At 46.2% G+C, this 23,769-nt stretch carries 13 protein-coding genes; 4 read left to right on the top strand and 9 right to left on the bottom strand.

Translation table 11 applies throughout. The features are described from left to right. Positions 1–101: 101 nt before the first annotated feature. A complete protein-coding gene (locus GZ78_RS07210; RefSeq protein WP_034833824.1) occupies positions 102–2,432 on the bottom strand; it encodes an inositol phosphate phosphatase SopB in 2,331 nt (776 codons plus the stop codon). A gap of 12 nt (positions 2,433–2,444) precedes the next feature. Next, complete coding sequence (locus tag GZ78_RS07205) at positions 2,445–3,053, bottom strand: Yip1 family protein (protein ID WP_034833822.1); 609 nt, start codon at positions 3,051–3,053, stop codon at positions 2,445–2,447. 231 nt (positions 3,054–3,284) lie between these two features. Between GZ78_RS07205 and aspA the strand changes: the two genes are divergently transcribed. The 3 genes from aspA to GZ78_RS07190 all read left to right on the top strand — a co-directional run bounded on the left by aspA (position 3,285) and on the right by GZ78_RS07190 (position 7,001). Then, complete coding sequence (gene aspA / locus GZ78_RS07200; protein WP_034833819.1) at positions 3,285–4,721, top strand: aspartate ammonia-lyase; 1,437 nt, start codon at positions 3,285–3,287, stop codon at positions 4,719–4,721. Positions 4,722–5,407: 686 nt separating this feature from the next. Beyond that, a complete protein-coding gene (locus GZ78_RS07195; protein WP_034833817.1) occupies positions 5,408–6,061 on the top strand; it encodes a response regulator transcription factor in 654 nt (217 codons plus the stop codon). Positions 6,062–6,494: 433 nt separating this feature from the next. After that, complete coding sequence (locus GZ78_RS07190) at positions 6,495–7,001, top strand: response regulator (RefSeq protein WP_034833816.1); 507 nt, start codon at positions 6,495–6,497, stop codon at positions 6,999–7,001. Between the two features lie 6 nt (positions 7,002–7,007). Here the strand turns inward: GZ78_RS07190 and sbcB are convergent, their stop codons facing one another. The 7 genes from sbcB to GZ78_RS07155 all read right to left on the bottom strand — a co-directional run bounded on the left by sbcB (position 7,008) and on the right by GZ78_RS07155 (position 22,784). Beyond that, positions 7,008–8,432 carry an exodeoxyribonuclease I gene (sbcB, locus tag GZ78_RS07185; protein ID WP_034833814.1) on the bottom strand — a complete coding sequence of 475 codons (1,425 nt, stop codon included), beginning with the start codon at positions 8,430–8,432 and terminating at the stop codon, positions 7,008–7,010. Positions 8,433–8,434: 2 nt separating this feature from the next. After that, on the bottom strand, positions 8,435–9,073 hold the full coding sequence (locus GZ78_RS07180) for a YigZ family protein (protein ID WP_081869703.1): 639 nt from the start codon (positions 9,071–9,073) through the stop codon (positions 8,435–8,437). 83 nt (positions 9,074–9,156) lie between these two features. After that, positions 9,157–9,522: a PilZ domain-containing protein gene (locus tag GZ78_RS07175; RefSeq protein ID WP_034833812.1), complete on the bottom strand. Its 366-nt coding sequence runs from the start codon at positions 9,520–9,522 to the stop codon at positions 9,157–9,159. A gap of 35 nt (positions 9,523–9,557) precedes the next feature. Next, positions 9,558–20,312 (bottom strand): hypothetical protein, encoded by a 10,755-nt coding sequence (locus tag GZ78_RS07170; protein ID WP_034833811.1) that lies wholly within the window; start codon positions 20,310–20,312, stop codon positions 9,558–9,560. Between the two features lie 177 nt (positions 20,313–20,489). Then, on the bottom strand, positions 20,490–20,684 hold the full coding sequence (locus GZ78_RS07165) for a hypothetical protein (RefSeq protein WP_034833809.1): 195 nt from the start codon (positions 20,682–20,684) through the stop codon (positions 20,490–20,492). 216 nt (positions 20,685–20,900) lie between these two features. Further along, positions 20,901–21,845, bottom strand: a complete 945-nt coding sequence (locus GZ78_RS07160) for a hypothetical protein (protein WP_152558591.1) — start codon at positions 21,843–21,845, stop codon at positions 20,901–20,903. A gap of 126 nt (positions 21,846–21,971) precedes the next feature. Next, complete coding sequence (locus GZ78_RS07155; protein ID WP_034833805.1) at positions 21,972–22,784, bottom strand: hypothetical protein; 813 nt, start codon at positions 22,782–22,784, stop codon at positions 21,972–21,974. 315 nt (positions 22,785–23,099) lie between these two features. Between GZ78_RS07155 and sodB the strand changes: the two genes are divergently transcribed. After that, a complete protein-coding gene (sodB, locus tag GZ78_RS07150; protein WP_034834422.1) occupies positions 23,100–23,681 on the top strand; it encodes a superoxide dismutase [Fe] in 582 nt (193 codons plus the stop codon). Positions 23,682–23,769: the final 88 nt, after the last annotated feature.

Raw genomic sequence — 23,769 nt, 5'->3', positions numbered from 1 at the left:
ATAAGAGAAAATTTATTACTATCAGTTCGACCACCTATTCAAAAAAAACTCAAAAAAAACTCAAAAAAAACTCAAAAAAAACGCAAACCGATAAAGATCAATCAAGACCCTACAGTTTTAGACAGACCGCGAATTTCCTCACGGATAGCTGAGTCACCGACTCGCTCAGTAATCGATTTAACGCCCTCAGTCTTATATCCACGGACACCGACATTCTGCTCTTGAACTTCAAGGTTGCCACTTTCCTGAAGAATCTTCTGAAACAATTCTCTATCGGCTGGATCCTTAATAGGCCCTGGTTTTGGAACCTCTCCGGTACCCTGATCAATTCTGGCGGCAAGAAATTTGATTTCAGCATCCAGCATACCCGTTCTATCCTTACCACTCTTGCAGTTTGATAAAGGCACACCACCTACCATATGAGTCAGTAAAGCCACTCTGGCAGCCAGTTTGTATGCATCATGATGATGGTGGTGATGCTTACCCTTTCTGTAGATTTCCTGAATCTGCGCCGTGAGATCCTGCACCGACCGATGATCTTTGTTCAACTGATCCAGCTGGACATTCAACTCAGAGGCTTTTTCCATATTACCTGCGCTTTTGGCATCCCTTATTTGTTCTCTGATGGCCGAATTCTTTTGCGACGTTGCTCTGAGAAAATCAGCTGCCATACCACCAGGAATACCCGATTTATTCGGTTTGCCCACCAGCATTTCCATAGCAGGATCGTTCATCTTTTTCTGGAACTTCCGACCACCCGTCAATAGAGAAATGCCACCGACTCCCCCCCAGTTAACCGGAATATTAAAACGTGCCTGCTTGACATTAAGTTTGATTTTTCTGACCTGCCCATCCGGGCCTGGAAGTTCAAGTGTGATTGGCTGTTTGGATGGATCGGTAAAGTGCTTGAAAGCCTCATTCTGGGCCTTTTGCATTTTTTTCTCTTTACTGGACCCAAGGCCTGTCGTTACTAACGAAGTTGATGTCGTCATCAAGGTAGGAACAGGACCCCCTTCTGTCGCGGCCAAAGCCGCTTCAAAAATATCAGGACGGGTAGCCAGCGCAGAAAGAAGCACTTCCTTAGCCTTTGTTTTTCCACCTTCTGCCTTAAGATCCGGGGCTCCCTTGATACCATATGGATCGGCAATACCATGGCGTATTCCGGTATAGACATGCCTGTCATTGATGGAAAAGTCGCTGCGATTCAAATTCGAGGCATGATCTGTATTCTTCGTATCAACACAGCTGGTTCCGCACCCCTCATAATCTTTGTCATACAGGCGAGAAACGTCTCCTTGCGCGGACTCTGGTACTTTAATTTCAGCCGCTGGCTGTTGTCTGGAGTTATAATCAACCCCCGCCAATGAAAAAGACTTTTCTATTGTTTTCCATGGTCGGTTATTCAACTGCTCCACATAGGCAGCCCTGAAATCTTTTGCCACAGTCTGCTTATCCACACCTGCTGAAACCAGAGCATCCTGCAAAATTTTGGGATAGTGCTCCTTAGCCTTGTGCATCTCTTCTTTGCTGACAGGCTCATCGCCTTTCAACTGCACTGTCTGCTGCAGTCTTCTTAACTCATTCAATAACTGCCTATCCAGCTTGGTCAGCCGGGCTGCATCCTCTGCACGCCCCTCTCCCAGAGCCACCTGCACTTCATGCTTCACGACCCCCCTGGCTGAACTAAATTGCAATTTTTGCAACTTAAACAACTCCTTGTGATCGTGAGTGCTTCCCGGCACAGCAACTTCAGAATCAGATACAGGCATTTGATAATGATTCAACAAGGTCTGAGTGTCCCTGCTCCCTTGCAAATGGGCTTTGAACACGTCACCCGCCACTTCCCTGTCGACATTTCGCAGAGATAATTCATTGAGCAGCCGATGCGGAAGTTCTCTGAGGTCCTTTACCATCTCTTCTGTCACAGGCTCATCCATTTCAAGGATTTTCTGCTCATGCTGATTGATAAAGTCTTTCATCTCCAGGATGAGCTCACCGCTATCAGGCAACCCTCTGGCTTCACTGAGCACCTCTTTAGCAACAGAAACCGCTGCACTCTCATACTGGTTTCTTGCCTGCTGATAGGCCCGCTGTACCTCAGGACTGTCTCCCTGGCCCATTTCCACCTTGGCAAAGACATCCCCTACCTGCTTGAAGATAGTGTCAGCCTGTGCATGAGGACGAGTATTACCCGGCATCATTTTTGGCACAGGCTGACTGACTGAAGCAACTTGTCGTTGCTGGAGGGGAACAGCGCGAGGAGCCCGATGACCTCGCCCGGGCAATTTCTTCAGAACATTCTTGATAGACCTGACGGCTCTGTTCAGACGACTGCTGTGCCTGACCTCTTCCGTCTCACTCACATCTGATGATGTGGCATGAGGATTTATTGAAGTGGGCTGGATGCCCGTTGGGAGCTTGCTGCCGTCCATTGCTCTAACTCCTTAATCAGGAATAAATTCTGGTCCCAGTCCTAACTCCCAGAAAAAGACTGTGACCACTTTCATAGAAACCAGCATGACTAACGCCACACAGACAATGGAGCTGGCAAAAAGAAAGCCCCTCTCTTCTGGTATCTTCATAAACAGGGGCGTCCCCAGATACAGCAACCACGCAGACCAGCCAATTCCTGCCAAAATCAACAGCATTGTTAGAGGAATAGAAGGGTAGAGGCCACCGATTCCGGTCAAACAAAGAGGGACTGAGACATAAACAGAAAAACAGATACAGTCCATGTAATTTCTGTGACAGCCATAGGTTTTTTCCATCCAGTGAATGAAAAACCCCATAATGATGACTGCAGCAAAAATGGCGAGCCAGGAAAAAAATGCCATCAGCACAGCACTCTCTGCTGAAACTCTGACAGGAGTCACACCTGCAGCAGACCAACCCAAGTAAACTGCGCCGAAGAATGAGCAAATTCCGGGCACTGAAGACAGAATCAGTAAATCTCTCAATACCGCCAGAGGGGTTGTCTGATCAAACCGGGAACGAATTAGAGACCATTCATTTCTGGGGCTGAATAGTAAACCTGGAATATGGTTCAGTAACATTAGCAATAAGCCTTTGACATTCTATTAGAAGAATAGCCAAAGGCAGGCTTTATCACCTGTTATCGATAGTTATTAATATCCTAAATGATGACATTTGTAATAGTTTGATAGGTAGAATTTCATATTGCTGGAAGTTCTAAGCAGGAACAGACTAACCCTGTTTTTTGAGGTGGCGATTAACCAGATTCTCCACCTCTTGTTGCCAATACCCTTATTTATGGTGATACCTCAATGGCACTGGATAATACTGATCTGAACGAATACCGCATCGAGCACGATCTGCTGGGTGAAGCACCTGTACCTCAGGAAGCTTACTATGGCATCCAGACTCAGCGAGCCTTGGAGAATTTCAACATCTCCGGTGTCAAACTGAACCACTTCCCGAACATCCCGAAAGCCCTGGCCATGGTAAAAAAAGCCTGTGCAATGGCTAACCGTGACCTGGGAATGCTGGATGCCGCTAAAGCGGACGCCATTGCTGATGCCTGTGACGAAATTATTGCAGGTAAACTGCATGACCAGTTCACTGTCGACGTGATTCAGGGTGGAGCCGGTACATCCACCAACATGAATGCTAACGAAGTGATTGCCAACCGTGCGTTGGAATTGATGGGTTATCGTCGTGGCCAGTACGAACACCTGCATCCGAATACACACGTCAACATGGCTCAGTCTACCAACGACGTTTACCCAACGGCTATGCGTCTGTCCATGGTACTGAAGCACAACGAGCTGGTGGTAGCAGCCAAGAGCTTGAAGAATGCTTGCGATGTTAAAGCAGAAGAATTTAAAGATGTTCTGAAAATGGGTCGTACCCAGCTTCAGGACGCCGTACCTATGACTTTGGGCCAGGAATTCCGCGCATTCTCCACCACCATTGGTGAAGACATTGACCGTATCAAGGATATGGCCAAGCTGCTGTGCGAAATCAACCTGGGTGGTACGGCTATCGGTACCGGTATCACAGCTGACAATCGCTATGCACCACTGGCAGTTAAATACCTGTCTGAGATTTCTGGTCAGAACATGATTCTGGCGGGAGACCTGGTAGAAGCCACCTCTGATATGGGTGCGTTTGTAATCTTCTCCAGTGCTTTGAAGCGTATGGCTGTCAAGCTGTCCAAGATGAGTAACGACCTGCGTCTGCTCTCTTCCGGTCCTTTGTGTGGCTTTAACGATATTAACCTGCCTGAAATGCAGCCAGGTTCTTCAATCATGCCAGGTAAAGTCAACCCGGTAATCCCTGAAGCCATGAGCCAGATTGCTTTCCACGTTATCGGCAATGACATGGTAGTTACTATGGCTTCTGAAGCTGCCCAGCTGCAGCTGAACTACGCTGAGCCTGTACTGGTTTACAAGATTCTGGAATCCATTCAGCAGCTCACCAACGGTATGTTTATGCTGTCTGACCGCTGTGTGAAAGGCATTACTGCCAACGAAGACATTTGCATGGACTACGTCTACAACTCTGTAGGTCTGGTGACTGCTCTGAACCCATACCTGGGTTACGAGAACTCCAGCCGCATTGCCAAGACAGCCATAAAGACAGGTCGTCGTGTGGTAGATCTGGTTAAAGAAGAAGGTCTGTTGACAGATGAGCAGCTGACTGAAATCCTGAAACCAGAAAATATGATTGCACCTCTGGATCTGAGCAGCAAGATTCACTGATCGTTAAAATCAGTCGACAATCATTGTCCTTAGCGTAAGAAAAACCGCACTGTAACAGGTGCGGTTTTTTTGTTTAACTTCCTCTCACTCAAACAACAAAGGAGCCAGGAATCACTCCCACCCCCAAAAACAATCGTCTTACAAAATCCATTGACCGCCCTTGGGGCACGCAACTTACCGCATCTTTTGTCGACTAAATGTCGACTAAAACCTACCTTTCTAGCTGCTTACCCACACTTAATAAACATTGACAGTAGTTTTACCACTTGGAATGTATAATTTTTTCTATAAGATTGCGGATTCCGTGAGGCCATCAGTAGAAAGCGAAATCTTCTGAACCATTCAAACGTAATGACGACTTGGAAATATCGGACATCGAAAAAGCAGACTCAGTATACTGAGTTGCAGTGTGCAAGTACCTGTCCACCGAAATCCAGGCAGAGAAGCCCAGTCAGTGTAAGTTGTAAGCGGGTAAACAAAGCAATACACAGAAGAGACTTTTATGAAGCTCAGCTCCTCCAAGGCATTGTTAAAAACCTCTGCTACACTGAGATCGAATTCCACAGCCGTTAAGCAAGCAAAAGAATGAATGATGTGGTTCTACCTTCGCAAATTTTCTCCTGCCTGACGGCGTTTGATTGATAATCCGTTTACGGCAACTTTTATATAGTTACAGTGGAGTCGTTATGCAGCAACAGGATATGAAGCAGGAGCCCACCGTTTTCATCATCGACGATGACGAGGCTGTGCGTGATTCGCTGAAAATGCTGATGAACTCAGTTGGCCAGACAGTAGAAGCGTTTTCATCGCCTGCAGAGTTTCTGGAAGTTTATGATGAGAATCGCCCAGGCTGTATCGTTCTGGATATTCGCATGCCAGGAATGAGCGGGCTTGAGCTTCAGAGTAAGCTCAATGAAATGCACTGCATTTTGCCTATTATTTTTATTACTGGACACGGTGATGTGCCTATGGCCGTTCAGGCCATCAAGGATGGCGCAATGAACTTTATCCAGAAGCCTTTCCGCGACCAGGAACTTCTGGACCTGATTAACGACGCCTTGAAACTGGATGCGCAGCAGCGTCGTGAGCTGCTTGAGCATAAAGAGATTCTTCGTCGCCTATCTACGCTGACTGACCGTGAGCGTGAAGTACTTCATCATGTCGTTGAAGGCAAGGCGAACAAGGTTATTGCTGCTGACATCAACCTGAGCCAAAGAACCGTAGAAATCCACCGCTCTCGAGTGATGGAGAAAATGGGTACTAAATCTCTGGCTCACCTGGTACGTCAGGTCATGCAGGTTAAAGATCACCTGGAAGGCGAGTTTAACTTCAAGGTCTGATCAAATCCCCGGGGCACCCTTTCTGGATAACGCCCCGGATCAACACCCCACTTCTAGGTGTTGGCACACGGTCTTATTAGTCAATAGCACGCCAGTTCTACACCCTTCAATTATTTCTCTATTCGCTGCGAAGCCTTGCGCTGCCTTTTAGGTAGTCCCCGTACAACGTCTAGTACATCCCTCCATTCAGCAATTTTGAGTCTAATCCTAAACTCCTAGTACGCTATCAGAGAGCTGAAGGCAGACGTTATTTTTTTCTGAAGTGGGGGTATATATTCAGCTCCCAATGGGTTCCTGAATACTTTATTAACAACACCCCCAATAACTTCAGAAAAATCATCTGCCTTATTGCAACTGGATATTTTCTTTCGTTGCCTGAAAACGCTCTGTTGGATTTATCTGTTTTTATAAAAACGGGTGCTTCTTCCAGAGCATGAGTTACAGCAGAGATCCCAGCTTCTGCAGGGTACCCGATTACCCTTTGAAGCAGACGTCCCTGACTGACGACTCAAGTACTGTTATTGAATTGACCATCAAGGCCGTCCCTATGAGCTTGGCAACAAAAGTTACCGTGTATTTACTGGAACAAGATACGAATGTTACCGACACCATCCGTAGTCTGTGTGATGAAAAATCTATGCTACTGGAATGTTTCAACAACAACAGAGACTTGCTGACAGCCATGCAGGATGTTACTCCTGACTGCATCATTGCTGCGAATGAAAAAGAAAGTAAGGAAGCCCTGCAGCTTCTGGAAGCTCTGAACGAAGGCGAGCATAATATTCCGGTTATCGTTCTGGGGCACCATAATGATCTGCACACTGCTGTAGCGGTCATCAAGGCAGGTGCTGTTGATTATATTGAAAAACCTGTCATCTACGGTCGACTGGCAGAACACTTCAACCAGATAATCAGCAGGGAAATTGCTGCCGCTGTTTAAAGTATTTCAGTCAACCGATGACTCCAATCCCCTGACGTAATCGGTCAGTTCATCAAGTAAAGACTGCTGTGCGACAGAAGCCGTCCCTCGGGCTTCATCCATAGCCTGCCAAAAAGCTTTAAAGCCTAGAATCCGGCTGTCATCATCTGATAATCGAAGCTTCCGATAAGATTCCCACATACCTTTCTCCTCAGTATCCAATGTCTCAGGATAATGCCGGGCGCGGTAACGTAACAACATTTCGTCCAGACGAGCATCATCGAAAGAAAAACCCAGCTTCATCAAACTGGAAGGCTCAGAAGACCTGATAACCTGCATCCGCTCTTTATCGTCTTCAGAGAAAAAACCTCCTGAGTAAATCATCTGATCCGGATCACTAATCACATTTTCGGGTGGTGAGGCAAACACCTGTTGCACCTTCTGCATCACTTCAGGGTGTTGTAGCAACCAATCTCTGTTTGCCAAACAAGCTTTCAGGTCAATTCCGAGTCGCTGTTGATCATCAGGCCTAACCACTTTCAATGGCGCAACCACAGGGCACTTGTTGGTATGCAGCACTTTCAGAGCAATTCTTTCCTGCCCTTCTTTTGCCGAAGAAAACAGTCGTTCCTGAATTTGTTCTACCGTCAGGTCTACCAGTATTTCAGGCGATACTGACAGGTCATAAACAACCACCCCATTACGATTAATCGGATGCAGGGCGAGAGGCATAACCACTGCCAGACAATGTTTGTCAGCACCAAACATACCGGAGATATGAACTACGGCCTCTTTTTTTATCAGATTCAATTGCTGAGCAACGTCTCTCTTGTTGCGGAGGTTCAGGATAAAGTTGAAGACCTTGGGCTGTTTGTCTCGTATCAGTCGAGCCAGAGCAATCGTTGCTCTCACATCAGACAATGCATCATGAGCGTCGCCATGATCAATCCCGTTTGCCTGAGTTAACTCTTCCAGTTTATAGCTGTTAAACCCATCTTCTCTTTTTGGCCAGACAATACCTTCGGGTCTCAGCGCTCCGGTCAGCCTGACCAGATCAATCAAATCCCAGCGACTGTTACCGTTCTGCCATTCTCTGGCATAGGGATCGTAAAAGTTGCGATAAAGGCTATTGCGGGTCACCTCATCGTCAAAACGAAGGGTGTTGTAGCCCACAGCACAGGTTCCGGGCTGCATCATCTCACCATGAATCTGGCGTATAAACTCAGGCTCAACCATGCCTTTCTTATTCACGACCTGAGGCGTCAAACCTGTCACCATACAAGCCATAGGATGCGCCAGATGATCCAGTGGCAGTTTGCAGAATATATTGAGAGGTTCCCCGATTTCATTCAGATCAGCATCGGTTCTAATACCCGCAAACTGACAGGGCCAATCCGTTGCAGGGTTTGTTCCAAAGGTCTCATAATCGTGCCAGTAAAAGCTTCTCAGCATGCTCAATCCTGCCAATACAATGTAATCTGCCCTTTCAGGGATTCGGTAATCCTGGACGTAAAATTATTTCTGGAGACTTCGGGAAGCTCAATCAAGATAACAACTTCATGGGTATAATCACATTTGATAATCTTGCCTGCTACCGCTTCGAGTACATGTCGAAACACCTGTTCATTAGCATAATCCAGAACAGCAGTTCCCTGAATCATTGGTACACACTGGATCAGGGGTAATACTTCGCAACCTGCTTGAACAGATGCACCATAAGCCCGAACCAGGCCTCCCGCGCCCAGTTTAATACCACCAAAATAGCGTACCACGACCACTGCCACTTCTCCGATCTCACGATGCTGCAAAACATTCAGCATGGGCTTTCCGGCGGTACCACCTGGCTCACCGTCATCATCAAACCCAAGGACAGTATTCCCCTCGGGAGGCCCCGCAATAAAAGCCAGACAATGATGAGAAGCATCAGGAAACTGATGTCTCAGGGATTTTTGAAAGGAGAGAGCTTCCGCTCGAGATGAAACCCTGGAAAAGAAAGCGATAAAACGGCTTCGCTTGACCTCCGTTTCCCACTCAAAAGAAGCGCCTGATGAGAGATCTGGTATCCGATAACGGCCGGTAGTCTGGCTGAACATTCAATTCTCTTTGCACTCAGGGCGATGATAATGCAGAAAACAAAACGCAGAAAGATTTACGACTTTGTTCTCCGCTTAACTTATCAGCACTCAGTGAAAGAAAAGTACTCCTTGAGTGCTTCAACCAGATCAATAATATCATGCCCTGCATTGACAATACTGTACCCCGAATCAAAAAACTCCGGACCCACATCGGGTTTGCACCAGTGACACCGGGCATCAAAGTCAACAAAGTTTTTCTCTTCATCGCGTCCGGGCAGCATAATTCTCATACTGTAAACGGCTCCGATAAGAACCGGTACCGTACTGATCAGCATCAGACCATTACTGCTGATATTTCCAATACTGCCCATTTCCCTGAGCGTGTTTCTGTTATACACGGTCAGATACTCATTCAACTGGTGACGCATAATGCTGCGGCGCTCCTTGCCGCGTGGAACCATAGACATAATCTGTATTCCTTTACCGCCCTATCTGTAAATAATCAAACCAGTACCTTGTACAGCTTGCTCTGTCTCAACTCACTCTGCTTGAGCATCAACTGCTGCTCCTGCCTAGTGATCCTCTCTTGCTCTTTGGCAAAGGCATCAAACTTCTGCATTAAAGCCCTTTCGACTTCTTCTACACAGCCCTTGAATTCTTTTTTGACCGGATGCCGGCACAACTTGACGGCATGATCCAACTCGGCTTGTCTGCCCTGAAGCGAAGCAGACTGTTGTTGCAAGGCACTCAAGGCATTTTTATTGGGTATATAGCTAGCTTTAATAGAGAAGTGGCCTGGTGCAAGATCACAGTCCATAATAGCCTGCTTCGAGCACCCAATAAGGTTCCACTGCCCTTTCAGTCCCTTTTTCTTCCACCTGAATTTGTCACAGGATTGCTTCGTAGTAATGGCATCTTTCGGCACTTTAAGTCCATTTCTTTTCATTCGATCAATCCCCATCCCGTTGCTCTTGAGGGATAACTTCAAATCTGGACCGAAGTTGACGCACTGAGACACTACAGCCAATATTTTTTTCTCGGTGGCATCAACATCGGTGGTTGATGGATACACCACAATTTTCATAACAGCATCCATCATACTGCTGTAGGCTGACTCAATGATGGCTTCAGTTCTCATGGCTTCTTCAGAACCCGAGCTTGTTCTCAGCCTTATCATGCTCTCTTCCAGCTTGTTTATGATGACCTTGAAGCTCTCTTTACCTGATGCCCGATCCCCTAGCTTATCCACAATGGTATAAAGCGCTTCAATTCGACTATGAGCTTCTTTCAATGAGACCATGCTTTCGGCAATCAGCTTCTGGTTTGTCTCACTCACCATGTCTTTCCCATCCAGCTTGATGCCTTCTCTCTTCAGCCGGCTGAAATAACCGATGAGACGCTCACGCATCACTTTTGCATCCGCTTTCTCGACCAAATCCTCATGATCAACTCCAGGCTGAACAACTCGCCTTTCAACAGACTGTAGGAAACCTTTCACTTCAGCCTTGAGAGTGTTGGTCACAACAGGCACCGCTTCTCTTGGAATACCCTGAGCTCCGACTTTCAAGCCATCCACCAGACTGACACCTTCGTCGTTCAGCCAGCGATGCTCTTGCGCATAAACCTTATCCAGATGACTATTGGTTCTGGCCTGCATCAACTCTCGCTCACAGCTCAGGGTATGATGACTTTTCTCTCGATTGGCAATATCAACGGTCACCAGTTCAAGCCAGGCATTTTTACAGATCCATTGTCGGGTTTTCAGCATTACCAGTTCCTGAAATGCTTCTGGAGAAAGACCCAATTCTGCCCACTCTTTAGTACCCAATGCCCTTAGTTTTTCTTTTACCTGCGGTATGCTCGCTGAATAGCCTCTTGCACCTTCTTCTGAATTTTGAATAGGAATCGATACTGTTTGTTCAACTACTTTTTTCAGAGCAGATGGGGCTTTATCTATACCCTCTGGAAACAGATTTTCCTTCATCTGCAAGGACTCATTCATCTCTTGCAGAGCTTGATTGAATGTCTCTTTTTCCTTATCGGCGCCCTTAATGTCTTTAACTGCATCCAGATCTACTGCCATGAACACTCTCTGGGCCTTGTGCAAATCCTTACTGTCACGGGTTAAACGGCCAAGCTGCTGAACCAGATAATTCTCATTGGCTTCCCCCCCTGCCTGACCCACCAGACCATGGAAAATACCAACGGTAGCACTTCCCTGTGGCATGTCGGTTCCTACAGACTGCTCTTTACTTAAATAGCCATCGGTGCTCTGGCCACCATTGCGCCTGAGCTTTGAAACGGTTTCCGTAGAAGCTGTGGCTCCCTGCCCATAAACCGGGTCGTCCTGATACTGCATCTGTAGATTTTTGTCATGGTCATAATAAATGACCGATTTCTGGACACCCCCCATGGCCAGACGTTCCTGGTTCAAAGTCTTGCTCATCTGATGAGCTTTCAGTTTACAGTCCTCACCTGACTCAGCGCCGTCAAAGAGAATAACCTGAGGCTCAGGGCCTACTTTGTGCAAGACATCAGTGAGCAATTTTTTCCTGCCCTCAGACTCGGAGGAATTAAAAAACACCGGTTCGGCCAGAGAGAGGAAATGCCAGAAACGTTGATTAGTGGTGACAGGATCTGTTCTTGCTTTGAGGCGAACTTCTTCCACACTGCTTGCGGCACTAGCAAGAGCTGCGCAATACAGGGTTCCCAGTGTTGCAGATAGCAAGTGTCTGGCCTTACACCCAAACAGGAACTCCGAATGCTTCAGGTTAATACTTCGTGGCTCAACTTCGAAATCATACCCAAGTCCTGCAATAACAGTTTGGACAGCTTGAGCAACGGAAATCAGATCAGCTTCTGTATGAGGCACCATTGCGCTGTCAAACTCATCGGCAAAGACCATTGAGTTTCGGAGCAAATCGAGGCAATCATCCACTTTCGTCAGCAGCGCCTGCTTGTCTGGCATAACCCTTTCAGCGTCCAGCAAAGTCTGCTTTAAATGCATAAGAATCTGGACATCATTGATCGAGGCGCCTACTGGCACACGACCCTGCTCCAAAAGTGATTTTCTTGAACCCACCGGTGTCGTTGCTGGTAGCCCCAGCAAGGTATTCTCAACTTCTACCAGCTTGGCAACCGTTAATTCACAAGGCTGGGCAAAACTAGCCTCAAGATTCAATCGACAATAGTTCTGCCCCTTACGGGCATAGTATTCCCGCAACCCTTTATCCAGTTCAGCCTGGTTGGTTTTTGGAGCCATGACAATGACCGACCGATGGGTATCAGGTCCCAGCTGGGCTGAAGCATGATCCGTGAGTGCCAGTAGCAGTGTACTTTTACCGTACCCTGTCCCTTTATGAGACATCATGGCCACTTCATGACCCTTGGCCCATTGACTGACACCTTCGAGTGTCACAGCCAGTTCTTCAGCCTGGTCAGGAGACAACACAATGTGATGTCTTCTTTCAAACGATAAAAGCGCCAGATTTTTGGTATCCAGCAAGATGTTTTCGTAGCTACTGATTCTGTTATTCAGATTGCTCTGCCTGGAAGCCAGCAGAGCCATATTCAGGTTCCATTCCTGACAGCGTCTAATGTACTCATGAGGTTCCTTGACTTGTTCAAAGGCCGCAAAGTCCAAATCTTCAAGTTCATGTTGAAGTGCTTCAAGACGCTGACCAATCAGGCTGCTCTGTTCCAGATCAATATCCACCAGCATCAGCTGAGACATCCTTTTTATAAAACCATCAACATCCTCACCACCTGGAGCCAACCCGCGTTCAAAGTTACGAATAGCATGATCCAGAAGCTCTCCATCTGAAAAACCTTTCAAACCGTCTTTAGTGGCATTTCGGATATAAGTGACCAACCCATTCTCCAAGGCTTTTTTCAGCTGAAGGGTGCGTACACAATGTTTTCTGTTGTTAACGATGACTTTTTCAAAATTGCTCAGCACTGCTCGTCTGTTGTTTTTTAATGTCACGGGGTCAGGCACCCCGTGAAGCCCTGATGATTGCAACTCACAGCCTGAATAGACTGACAGGTTTTTGAATACCTGCTCCTGAAATGCCTTTTGCTGACCTTCCAGTGTTTCAGTCACACCATGAGCACTTTCATCCAGCAACTCTCTTTTAGCTTGGAGAAACGCTTTACTGACATGGCCAAAACTGGCATTTACCGTAAAACCGGTAAACTGTTCTGGATGAAACGTTTCCTGATGGGCACCGGTTTTTGGTTTCCTGGATTTTTCCTGGGCTATTTTCCTCAGCACAGGAAGTTCAACAGGCAGGCTTCTGACTCGCCCATCACAGGGAGTGCAGACAAAAGGCGGTTTCAGTAATTTACTGTCTACTTCCTTTACCACTTCCTTATAACAGCCATCCAACTGTTGCAGGGAAACATTGGGTAACCAGGTTTTGGTCAGTGATTCAAGTTCGATTACTTCAGCCGGGTAGCTACTATGTGCCCTTGCCGGCAAAGGACTTCCTGCTTTCAGAAAACAGGCCTTGCTCAGTAAATTGGCTTTTATCAACTCTGCCCTGGGATTTTCACCCCTGATAGGAACCGGAATGAGTTGATCATTTGAACCCAGCTCATACATAAAGCACTGCTGCTCTGTAGGTGTTTTTTGTGCAACTAGAATGACGGTTTGGCCTGAAGCACTTTTCAACGGAATCCAGTCTCGCTTTTTTTCTCTACCTTCAGCATTGATCTGGAAAGGTATCTCATAATTCGGATGATTATGCAGAAAAGCGGGGTCCAGAGACCAGGTCCGACCATCCAGCTGAATGTTCCAATGCTTGCCATCTTTCGAGAAAAAGACCAGTGAAGGACGACACCGGGCTCCTTCAGACAGCTCTATGTATTGATCTCCCGTAACCATACTGGTTTTATGGACAGCCGTTTTACTGAAACCGTTCATAAAACTGTTCATAAGACAGTTCGGATTCTGGGCCAGAGCACTGCATTTAAAGCCTGCCTGCTCCTGAACATGCTCTGAGACTTCTACCAAAGGCACTGGAGAACCTGACTGAAAACAGGCGATCTCCGCTTCATGGGGATGTTTCTGGCGCCGAAAATAATCGTCGTGGGTAACCCCTCTCAATTTCTGCTTGGGTAGCAAATTCCCTTCTTCTACCAGCAAGGTAGAGCATTGCTGCTCCAGTTTTTTACGACGTGTTTCTCTTATTTTCCTTGTTTGATAGTTTTCTTTGTGCTGTTTAATGGCAATGGCCAGAACCGATGACCCTGGTCTCTTCAGTTCCTTTTGCATGGTTTTCAGGACGTTGCTCATTGTCGGTGTAGCAGGCAATCCAAACTCATCCCTGATCTCACTGAGCCCAACCAGTGAAGCATCAGCATAACTGTAATCCATCCACTGCACTGTAGAACCTGATAATTTGCTAATACCTTCGTGCCCCTCCTGCAAACTGGACACCAGGGTTAACAACCTGTCGCAGATCTCAGGATCCTGAAGCATTTGCTCTTCTAACGTATTTCCAGCGAGCTCCTTATGCGCCCCACCCAGCTGTTCATCAAGTTTGGACTCAAGCTCTGCCTTACGACCTTCAACCAACTTCGATAAAAACAAACGACCTTGTTCAGGTACACTGACTCTGAGCCTGGGCGGTAAATGTTCAGGAGCCAGTCTCTGAAGCGAGTATTCATATTGCTGTAAAGCACGGTGTCCTTCGTCAGCCTCCTTGATGGTGGCAACCTTTTTTCTCCAGGACTCATTCAGGCGCTCCGAGGCCGATTTGACAATGGCGCAGACTGCATGTGTATAAAACTCAGTACCAATATCACCCGGATTCTTCGATAACACCGTTGCCATGTTGGTCAGCTCTGAATCAACAATGGCTTCAGGATCTTCCGGACCTGCCTCTGGTTTTTTCTGTTTCAACGCTTCAAGAGATGACGCGAGTTTTGCTACCTGTTCCTGAAACTCATCCTGCTTCTTTTCAAGCATTAGAATATTGCCCCGGGTCAGGACTTTGATCATTTCAATCTGACGCTTAAAATCATCGGTGAGAGGTACCTCTGATGTTGCTCCTGGCCTTATTGCCTTCTGATAATCATCATCAACAGAATCAAGCTCTTTTAGAAATTCCTCATGGAGCGACTTCACTCTCGTTCTATAGTTCGTTTTGCTGGGGAGATCATCGAGGCTGGTGAAATGATAAACGGCTAACTGTTTTTCCATCATTTCCTGCTCAGAAGCCACTTTAAACCAGGCGTTTCTCATTCGTAGAGTCAAGCCTGGTATGGCAAAGTTTCCTGGCTCCAGAGACTCGTAGTTTTCATCTTTGATCTCTAAAACGACTGGCCCAATTTCAGTCCATTTGGGCATAATTTCTGTCTTGGAACTTTTAGTAAGATCAAAAGTTTCTTCGGAGGATGGACTGATCAGTTCAGAGAAAGTCGTGGAGCCGGCAGACTCCGATCTGGAAAGGCCAGTAGAGGTCGCTGTATCTGACTCATTGCCTGAGTCACTTTGGTTGTCGCTGACTACCTGAAGTCTTAACTGCTTAAGTTCGTCAGACTCTCGTTGCAGGCTCTCATTGGCTGTCGCCAGTTCTGAAGACTTGATCTTCAGAGCTTTCTCTTTATCCAGGACAGCGGCTTCCAATGTTTTCTTTTCTTCTGTGAGACTGCTGACTCGGAATTGCTCAGCTTCCAGCAGGCTCTGCATCGTTGCTTTAGCCTTAAGCACCTCTTCTGACTGTAGATCAACTTCTTTCATTTTCTGTCTTATCTTGTCCAGCTCTTCCTGAGCACGGTGAAGATCTCTTCTTAACTCACTCGCTGTGGACGACAGTGTTTGGTTTTCCACACTTACAGTTTGAAGCTCAGCTAATTTGGACTGCAAACGGTTTCTCTCTGACTCTAAACTACTGATATCCCCCTCAAGCTTTTTCTTTTTCTGGTCACGATCACGTTGTTCTTTTTCAAGACTTTCAACTAATCCCTGATTTGCCAGCTCTTTCTCTTTCAAAGCAAGAGCATGATCCGTCTTTGCTTGCCTGGCTTGATCCGTTAAGACCTTTAACTCAGCCCTCAAGTTTTCAACCTCTGTCTGAAGGCTACTGACCTCTTCTTTTCTCTGCTCAAGGCCCTCAGACTTTTGCTGTATTTCAAGGTCTTTTTTCTTACCTTCCAGTTCTAGCAGCGAAACTTTGCTATCAACCTCATCTTTCAGATACTGAAGCTGTTCCAGCTTCCCTTTAAGATCGACGGCAATCCTCTCGTGTGAACTTGTAAGATGCTGCTTTTCTTCTTCCCAGCCAGATGCTTCGTGCTGATGCTTTCGTTCCTGAAGAGTCAGCTCTTTTTCCAAATGGCTGCTGCGATTTAGGGCCTCTTGCAATTCCCTTTCATGCTTAACATTCAGATCCTCAACTTGCCCCTGTAATCTGCGAGCTTCTATCTGGCTGTTTCTCAACTGCTCTTCCAGCCCTAAAACTTTTTCATCCAGTATTTTTCTTTGTTCTTCTGCTGTCTCAGAAAGCGTTTTAAAATGATCTCTATCTGCTTCAGCCAATCCAATCTGTCTGTTGAGTTCTGTAACCTCTATTGACCGACCCGCTTGCTCATCTTTAAGCTGCCTTTCCAGGTTTTTCAGCTTGATTTCAGCCTGTTCAAAGCTCCCCCTTACAAGGGACAACTCTTCTCCTTGTATCCGCAAGTTCGTTTGAGTCTGGTCCCTCTCCTTGGTAACCGTTTTTATCTCTAACTCCAGCAACCCATAGTTGCGCGTCAACTCAGAAAACTGGCCATCCAACTGCTGAGCTTTAGCCTGACTTTCTTCCAGACGGGCTCTCATGGAAGTCAGTTGCTCTTCAAACTTATGACGCTCTTCTTCTGCCTTTGTGGCTCTGCTGGTTAAGGTTTCTTTTTCAACTTCCCAGCCCATTTGCTCTCTCTGCAATTGCAGTTCAAGAGCACTTTTCTCTTTGTTTAACTGAGTGACTTTGGCGGTGAGTTCGCTGCTCGATAAGTCTGTAGTCTCATGAAGATGAGATAACTCTTGCTGAACAGAAACGAGCTGTTTATTGATAAACTCAATTCTTTGCTCTTTTTGTTCAAGGGTGGAGTCTTTTTGAGATAACTCAAGCTTTGTCTTCCTGACCTCCTCCCAAGACTCAAGAAGTTGCTGATCAAGATGTTGTTTTGTTTCAAGCAGCTGGTCATGCTGGCTTTTTAAATCACCAAAGAGTTGGTCCTTGGCTTCCTCAATTTTTGCTTTTTCTATCTCCCAGTCAGCCGATGAAACCTCGGCCTTATGCTGCAGAGTTTCGACTTCAAGTTTAAACTCTTTCCTCTCTCTGGTGAGCCTCTCTATCTCAAGGGCATGCTGACTCCTCAAACTTTCTACACTGATCTGAAGCTCTTGAAGTTCTTTCTTTACCTGGTTTCTTTCGCGGGTATGAGTATCTGACTCTGATTTAAAGTGGTCTCTTTTCTTTTCAGCATTTGAAAGACGACTTTCAAGTTCAGAAACTCTGGATTTTGATTCCTTGAGTTGGCTTTCCCACTTGGCTTTTTCAACTTCAACTGCATCACTATCTCTTTGTAAGCTGCGTTCAGCTTCCAGAATATTTTGCTTTGCTTCATCTCTCTCTTGTTCGATTCTGTGAATGGTCTCTTCCAGCTCTAGTACTTTACTGTCACTTAATTCTTTTTCAGGTGTGAGCTTCTGAATTCGGAACGTGAGTTGTTCAACCGTATGCGTCTGTTCATCTACTTGCAGACTCAGTTCACTGACCTTGTCTTGTTTTTCCTGAGTTCTTCTATTCGCCTTTTCAACTTCACTCCTAAACTGAGCTTCCGCTTCTTCAAGTTTGTGGATCCTTTCATCCTTCGACAAGATGGTAGATGACAGAGAATTTTCTTTTATTTTGGCTTCTGCAAGCTCATCTTCTTTGCTGGTTAGTAAATCCTCTAATCGAGCCACTTCCTTTTGGCTTAACTGAAGTTTTCTTTGATAGCGCTCTGAAGTCTCTCTCAGTTTAGGAAGCGTCTCATCGGCAATCGCTGAGTGCTCTCTCGCCTCTCTTTCCTTGCTCTTTGCATCTTCAAGCTTGCTTTTTAGCTTCTCTGCTTTATTTTCAGCTTCTTCAAGCTGTCTTATGTATTCTGTAACTTCCTCTTTCGACGACCGAGTTGCCCTTCGAGCCGATTCAAGTTCACTAAGAAGCTCTTCCAGAGAGGATTCAACCTTCCCTTTCTCATCTTCAAGCCTAACGCTTGTGACCGTTAACTGATTTACTTTTCTTCTCTCAACGACTAATTCCTGATCTCTTTGAGAAATATCTTCATCTTTTAAACGAAGATCTTTCTCAAGGCTGGCGATTTTTTCCTTGAGTTCCCGCTCCGTGTTATCCAGTTTGGACTGTAATTCATTCAGTTCCCTTTCTTTACTTCTGAGTTCAGTCTGTACCAGTTTCTCTGAACTTCTCGCTTTTTCGATCTCTAACTCTAATGCAGCCCTTTCTTTACGATGCTTTTCTTCTGCTTTACTGAGTTCTTCCCTGATGAGTCTCATCTCAGTTTCGTGAGACTCGCTCTCCTCCAGACCGTTACTATGAGCGAGCTGTAAACTCTGAACTTGTTCTTTCAGAGAAATAATCTCATTACTAGCATCAGAAAGTTGATGCTCAGCGGTGTCTTTCTCACGCTTATTGGTATCACGCTCTATCTTTGCTACCTCTAGCTCACTCTTATAACGATCAGCATCCCTTCTTGCAGTCTCTCTGACTTTCACCTTGAACTCAGACTGTTGTTTCTTAAGCGCTTTAACCTTTTCTCGAAGCTCTTTTTTAGTGTCACTCAGCTCTTTATTCAGATCTTTTTCACGAGCAAGAGCCCCTTGATAGTCACCTTCAAGGGCAACAAGCTCATCCTCTGCCGAAATGGCCCTACTTTGAGCTTCTTCAAATTTTTGTAGCTGAGCTATTTGTTGCTTATGAACTTCCTCAATACCATTGAGCTGTTCTTCCAGTTTCTTCGCTTCTTTTTCAACCTGTCGCTTCTTATCAGTGAGATCCACATGAGCTACTACCCATTGATCACGAGATTCCTTTAGATCTGCGACCTGCTTCTGAGCTTGAAGCTGTCTATTCAAAGCTTCAAGCTCATTTAACCGGGTATCCGTGCCCGCCAATCCACTGACACCTGAAAGAGAATCATTGAAGTTAATGCTTTTACGTTGCTTCTGACGTAACTGACGATCTTTATCCAGAAGCTCGTCTTTTAATTCAGCCTGCTCTTTCTCTAACTGATCAAGTCTTTCTGAAAAGCTCTCAGGAACTTCTCCTTCCTTCTGTTTGAGGGGCTCTTCTGCTTCCATCAACTCAGTTAACTGCTTACGTGTCTGCTGCAGCTCAGCACCTAACTCTTTCTTCTCTTTTCTGAGCTTTTTAACTTCCTGCTGGTTTTTTGATAACTCCAGACTTTCAGGAGACAGGACAGGCCCCTCAGGAGGACTAGGGATTGCAAGCGTTGGCACCAATGGTGGCAAGTCCAGTTTGCCCTTTCGGTTCAGTTCATCCAGTTCCCGAATCGGATCATATCTGTCGGGATGAGGCGAATTCCCTCCTGCTCTCGTGGGCTCAGAGTAAAATTGACAGTAAAATTCAGCCAAAGCTAAAACTTCACGATGCATTTTTTCCAGTTTGCACCTTTGTAACAGTCCCTTCTTCCAAGCTTCCTTCGATTGACCACTGGCAGTAATATCATCGGCAACTACTGTTTCCATCATCTCAATCTGATGAATCATGGATCGAACCATGGCCATAGTCATCAAATGTCCATCACGGCCATTCAAGCGGCTTTCCAATTGCCGGGAGTTAGCGGGCATTTTAAACCGCCACCCCAATTGACTGTGTATTTTGCCAACTCGTTCAGCCATCTCCTGCCTGGTTTTCCTGCTGGCCGTTTCAATCGTCTCGGGGGTAATACTTTCTCTCAACCTGAAAAGTGTATGCTCAGGAACCGGACTGTTTGGCTTGGCTGTGGCTCTGCAGGTCATACTGTAAGGCTTGGGAATGGAGGGAGCACCCACCTCAACACTGACAATGTCTCTTTCGCCGATTGGCTTTGTGATCGGACGATCACCCTGCAGAAGCTGATTGGGAACCTGGATCGAACCCACACCATTACGTCTCTGCTCCTCTGAAGTCAGAGGACCATGCACTGATGTAATGTTCAGGTGATGGCTATGAGATGCGCCAATACCACTGCTTCTGCGATCCATGCGGTCTACAACATCCGTTGAAAAACAACATATTTGCCAAGAAACAGCTCAAATTCTGGCACCAAAGACGTGGATTCAGATTCTATAAGGATGAATCCATTATTTCAGATTAGCAGTGGGTTTCGGTATTTTTTTGCAGTCCGGTGACTTGAAAACACAGCTCGTCAATAAGCTACTTCAATCGTCTTCAACCAGTCCATCAATAACAAGAAATTCGCCTTCAAAACGCTTGTTCAACTCATCCAGAATTTTCTGATAAACCCTTGATAACTCGATACTTTCATCTTGATTAAGTGAGGATTTCCTGAGTATTTTTTTGGCCAGTTTTTCAAGGCTTCGATAGGATATTTCCGTCAATTGAATGTCGCCCATAAAGGGTTCAAACGCTTCAGACCCAAACAGCAGCGAACCTCATGCTGGCAGTGAATGCCAGGTCACCCATCCTGTCCAGGATAGAGAGAAAGATCCAACAAACAAAATCACCCCTGACAAGGGCCGAGAATAACAACTTGAACGATCAGCATTCATGCTGTCCATACACTTTACTTCCGTTTAATCCACATCATAGAAGCCTTTTATCTGTGCTCCTTATCTGTGCTCCTCTGGCATAGCTTTGGTCGCGTCGCTCATGAGTTCAATAAAGTATGGAAGCAGCATCTTATTTATTTCTACCAGTGATTCAGTATCTATCCAGCCGGAGCCGTTTAAACGTCGTTTTTCTTCTAACTGCTTCCAACTCAACGTACAAGACCCCAAACTGTTAAACGTTTTATTCTCATCTTTGCCTGGAACTACCCAGTCAAAGCGAATCTTGCCAAGATAGGGTCTAATATTATTTTCCCTTACCGACAGGGACTGTTCGGTAATCACTCTGGAATTAGCAGAATAACGTGCACTCAGCAAAGCATCAGAATTAAACAGATCACTGGAGCCCATAATTATATATTTCAGAGATGAATGAGACTTGTACCAACGCTTGAGCCGACTTTCATCATAAATAGAACTCTCGTCGCCTAAACCAGCAAAGGACATCCACTTTTTGAATTGGCAACTATCTATATCTCGGGTCATGTTAGCAGGGCATGTATGCTCAATGCTGGATAACAGAGTCTGGTAAAAAGTCAGGCTGTCACCCACGCCACCCAATGGGAATTTAGATCTTAGAACTTTATAGAGTCGGGCACTGTTCTCCAGGTCTGGTGATAATGTCAGATCATTGGTCACCTTGATGACCGGCACCAAAAGCCCCTTCGAATTTGACTCCAGGCGTTCGAGAATATCTGCAGAAAAAAAACACTGACCTGTCAGAGTCATGCTTGCGCCAGGAACCAGAGACTGCATGGAGGGATTAACATTCTCCACCTGCCACTCATGAAAGAATGTCCAGTCAGATGGTTTTTCAACAACAGGTTTAACCGGTTCGGTAATGTCTGACTTCGTGTCAAACCAGTCAAGCACTGAGCAGGAAGATGTCATTATTGCTACAGCAACAACCAGACATAACCGCCCTGTTATGCGAAAACAGCCCATCATCAGCCCACAGCTCCGGAATGAATTATTGTTCTTTAATGTAGCCAGTTTAAGCTGGCTTCACGCTATTCATTGAATGAAAGGTTGTTTATGACCAACCGGGTGGCGAAACCACCCGGCAGTGGAAGATTACTCTAGCCCCAGACCTTCTTTGGGAGGCTGTGTCAGATCTCTGACAGTATCTTCCAGTTGTTGCAGCTTTCGGTTGACCTGAATCCGGAATGAATCAACAGCTTTAACGGCCTGTTGCTGATCTTCCACTTTTTTAGTCAATTCAGCTTGTAACTTCTTCTGATCAGCCACCAGCTTTTTCATTTCAGCCACCTGCTTGTTGAACTTGGTAAGGCTGTCGGTCATTTCACTCTGGGCAGCCAGCTGTTCAGTACTTATGGCTTTCATCAACTGATCCATCTCACGAATACGCTTTTGCAGTTCACTCAGCTGGCCATTCGCCTTGTCAGCGGTGTTGCCTGCCTCCTCAGCTTCCTTAAGTGCTTTAACGATATTATCCTTATTGATCAGGATCCATTGTCGGTTGCGCTTGTTCGCCACATCCCAGAGTTTGCGAATCTCAGAATCCATCACTTTCAACTCAGACCTTAGTGCTGAGCCGCTCTGATCAAGGTTCTCGCCAGTAGCAGTAACTTCTCCGGTCACGGTACTAAGCTTTTCCTGAGTGGCTTTCAGTGCCTGACGAGTCTCGGCCAGTTCTTGCTGCATCATCTTGAACTGCCAGACACCACCAGCGCCCAGCACGATAATCATCACCAATAAAAGCCAGGTCAGACCATTACCGCCTTTACCTGCAGGGCTCTTCCCTGCTCCCCCTTTCTTACCCGGGGGCGTTCCGCCGGTAGCTGCAGTTTTCCTGCGTCCTGGACGCTCGTCTGCGGCAATTGAGAAATCCGGTATATCGTTGATCGCCTTATCCTCTTCTCTCATGGGTTTCTCATCTATCTTGTTTCCGCCATGGGCAGTTGAGGCGCAATATTACTATGAAAAAGACACCAGAATAAGAGTAATAGCCTTTCTGATCCTTCTCCAAACTGAGAAATATAAGCCAAAAGCACTCATCACAATCAGGAGAAATCCCTTTCCATGGACAAATTCAGTGTTTTTATGAGACCCCGGGGTTGAAGAGGTACCACATGCCCCCACATTATCCCCCACATAGATTCGTAACCGCACCAATGTTAATATCGTCGCGCGAGACGAATCAGGTCAAACAAGATCAAACCCCAAGTGGAGAATGACAACATGGCTTTTGAACTGCCTGCACTGCCCTATGCACGCGATGCACTGGCTCCTCATATTTCTGAAGAAACTCTGAACTACCACTACGGCAAGCATCACAAGACCTATGTTGATAAACTGAACGGTCTGGTTGCGGGTACCGAACTGGAAAGCAAGAGTTTGGAAGAGATCATCAAGACATCTGAAGGTGGCATCTTCAACAATGCTGCCCAGATCTGGAACCACACTTTCTACTGGGACTGCCTGAGCCCTAACGGTGGCGGCGCGCCTTCCGGTGAACTGGCTGACGCTATCAACAAGGCTTTCGGTTCTTTTGAAGAATTTGTTGCGGCGTTCAACGACAAAGCCGTTAATAACTTTGGTTCTTCCTGGACCTGGCTGGTAAAAAACAGCGATGGTTCTGTAGAAATCGTTAACACCAGCAATGCGGGCACTCCTCTGACGACTGATCAGAAGCCTCTGCTGACCTGCGACCTGTGGGAACACGCGTACTACATCGACTACCGTAATGTTCGCCCGGAATACCTGAAAAACTTCTGGGCGCTGGTAAACTGGAACTTTGCTGCTGCTAACTATGCAAAATAAGTGATCCAGCACTGCCTGAAAGCATCAGACAGTCGCAAAATGGCACCTCCGGGTGCCATTTTTATTACTGCTCTTATTCAAGTTCCTT

Source organism: Endozoicomonas numazuensis (assembly GCF_000722635.1).
Taxonomy (GTDB): Bacteria; Pseudomonadota; Gammaproteobacteria; order Pseudomonadales; family Endozoicomonadaceae; genus Endozoicomonas_A; species Endozoicomonas_A numazuensis.
The sequence above is the reverse complement of the archived record's forward strand: the minus strand, read 5'-3'. Positions and strand labels throughout refer to the sequence as shown.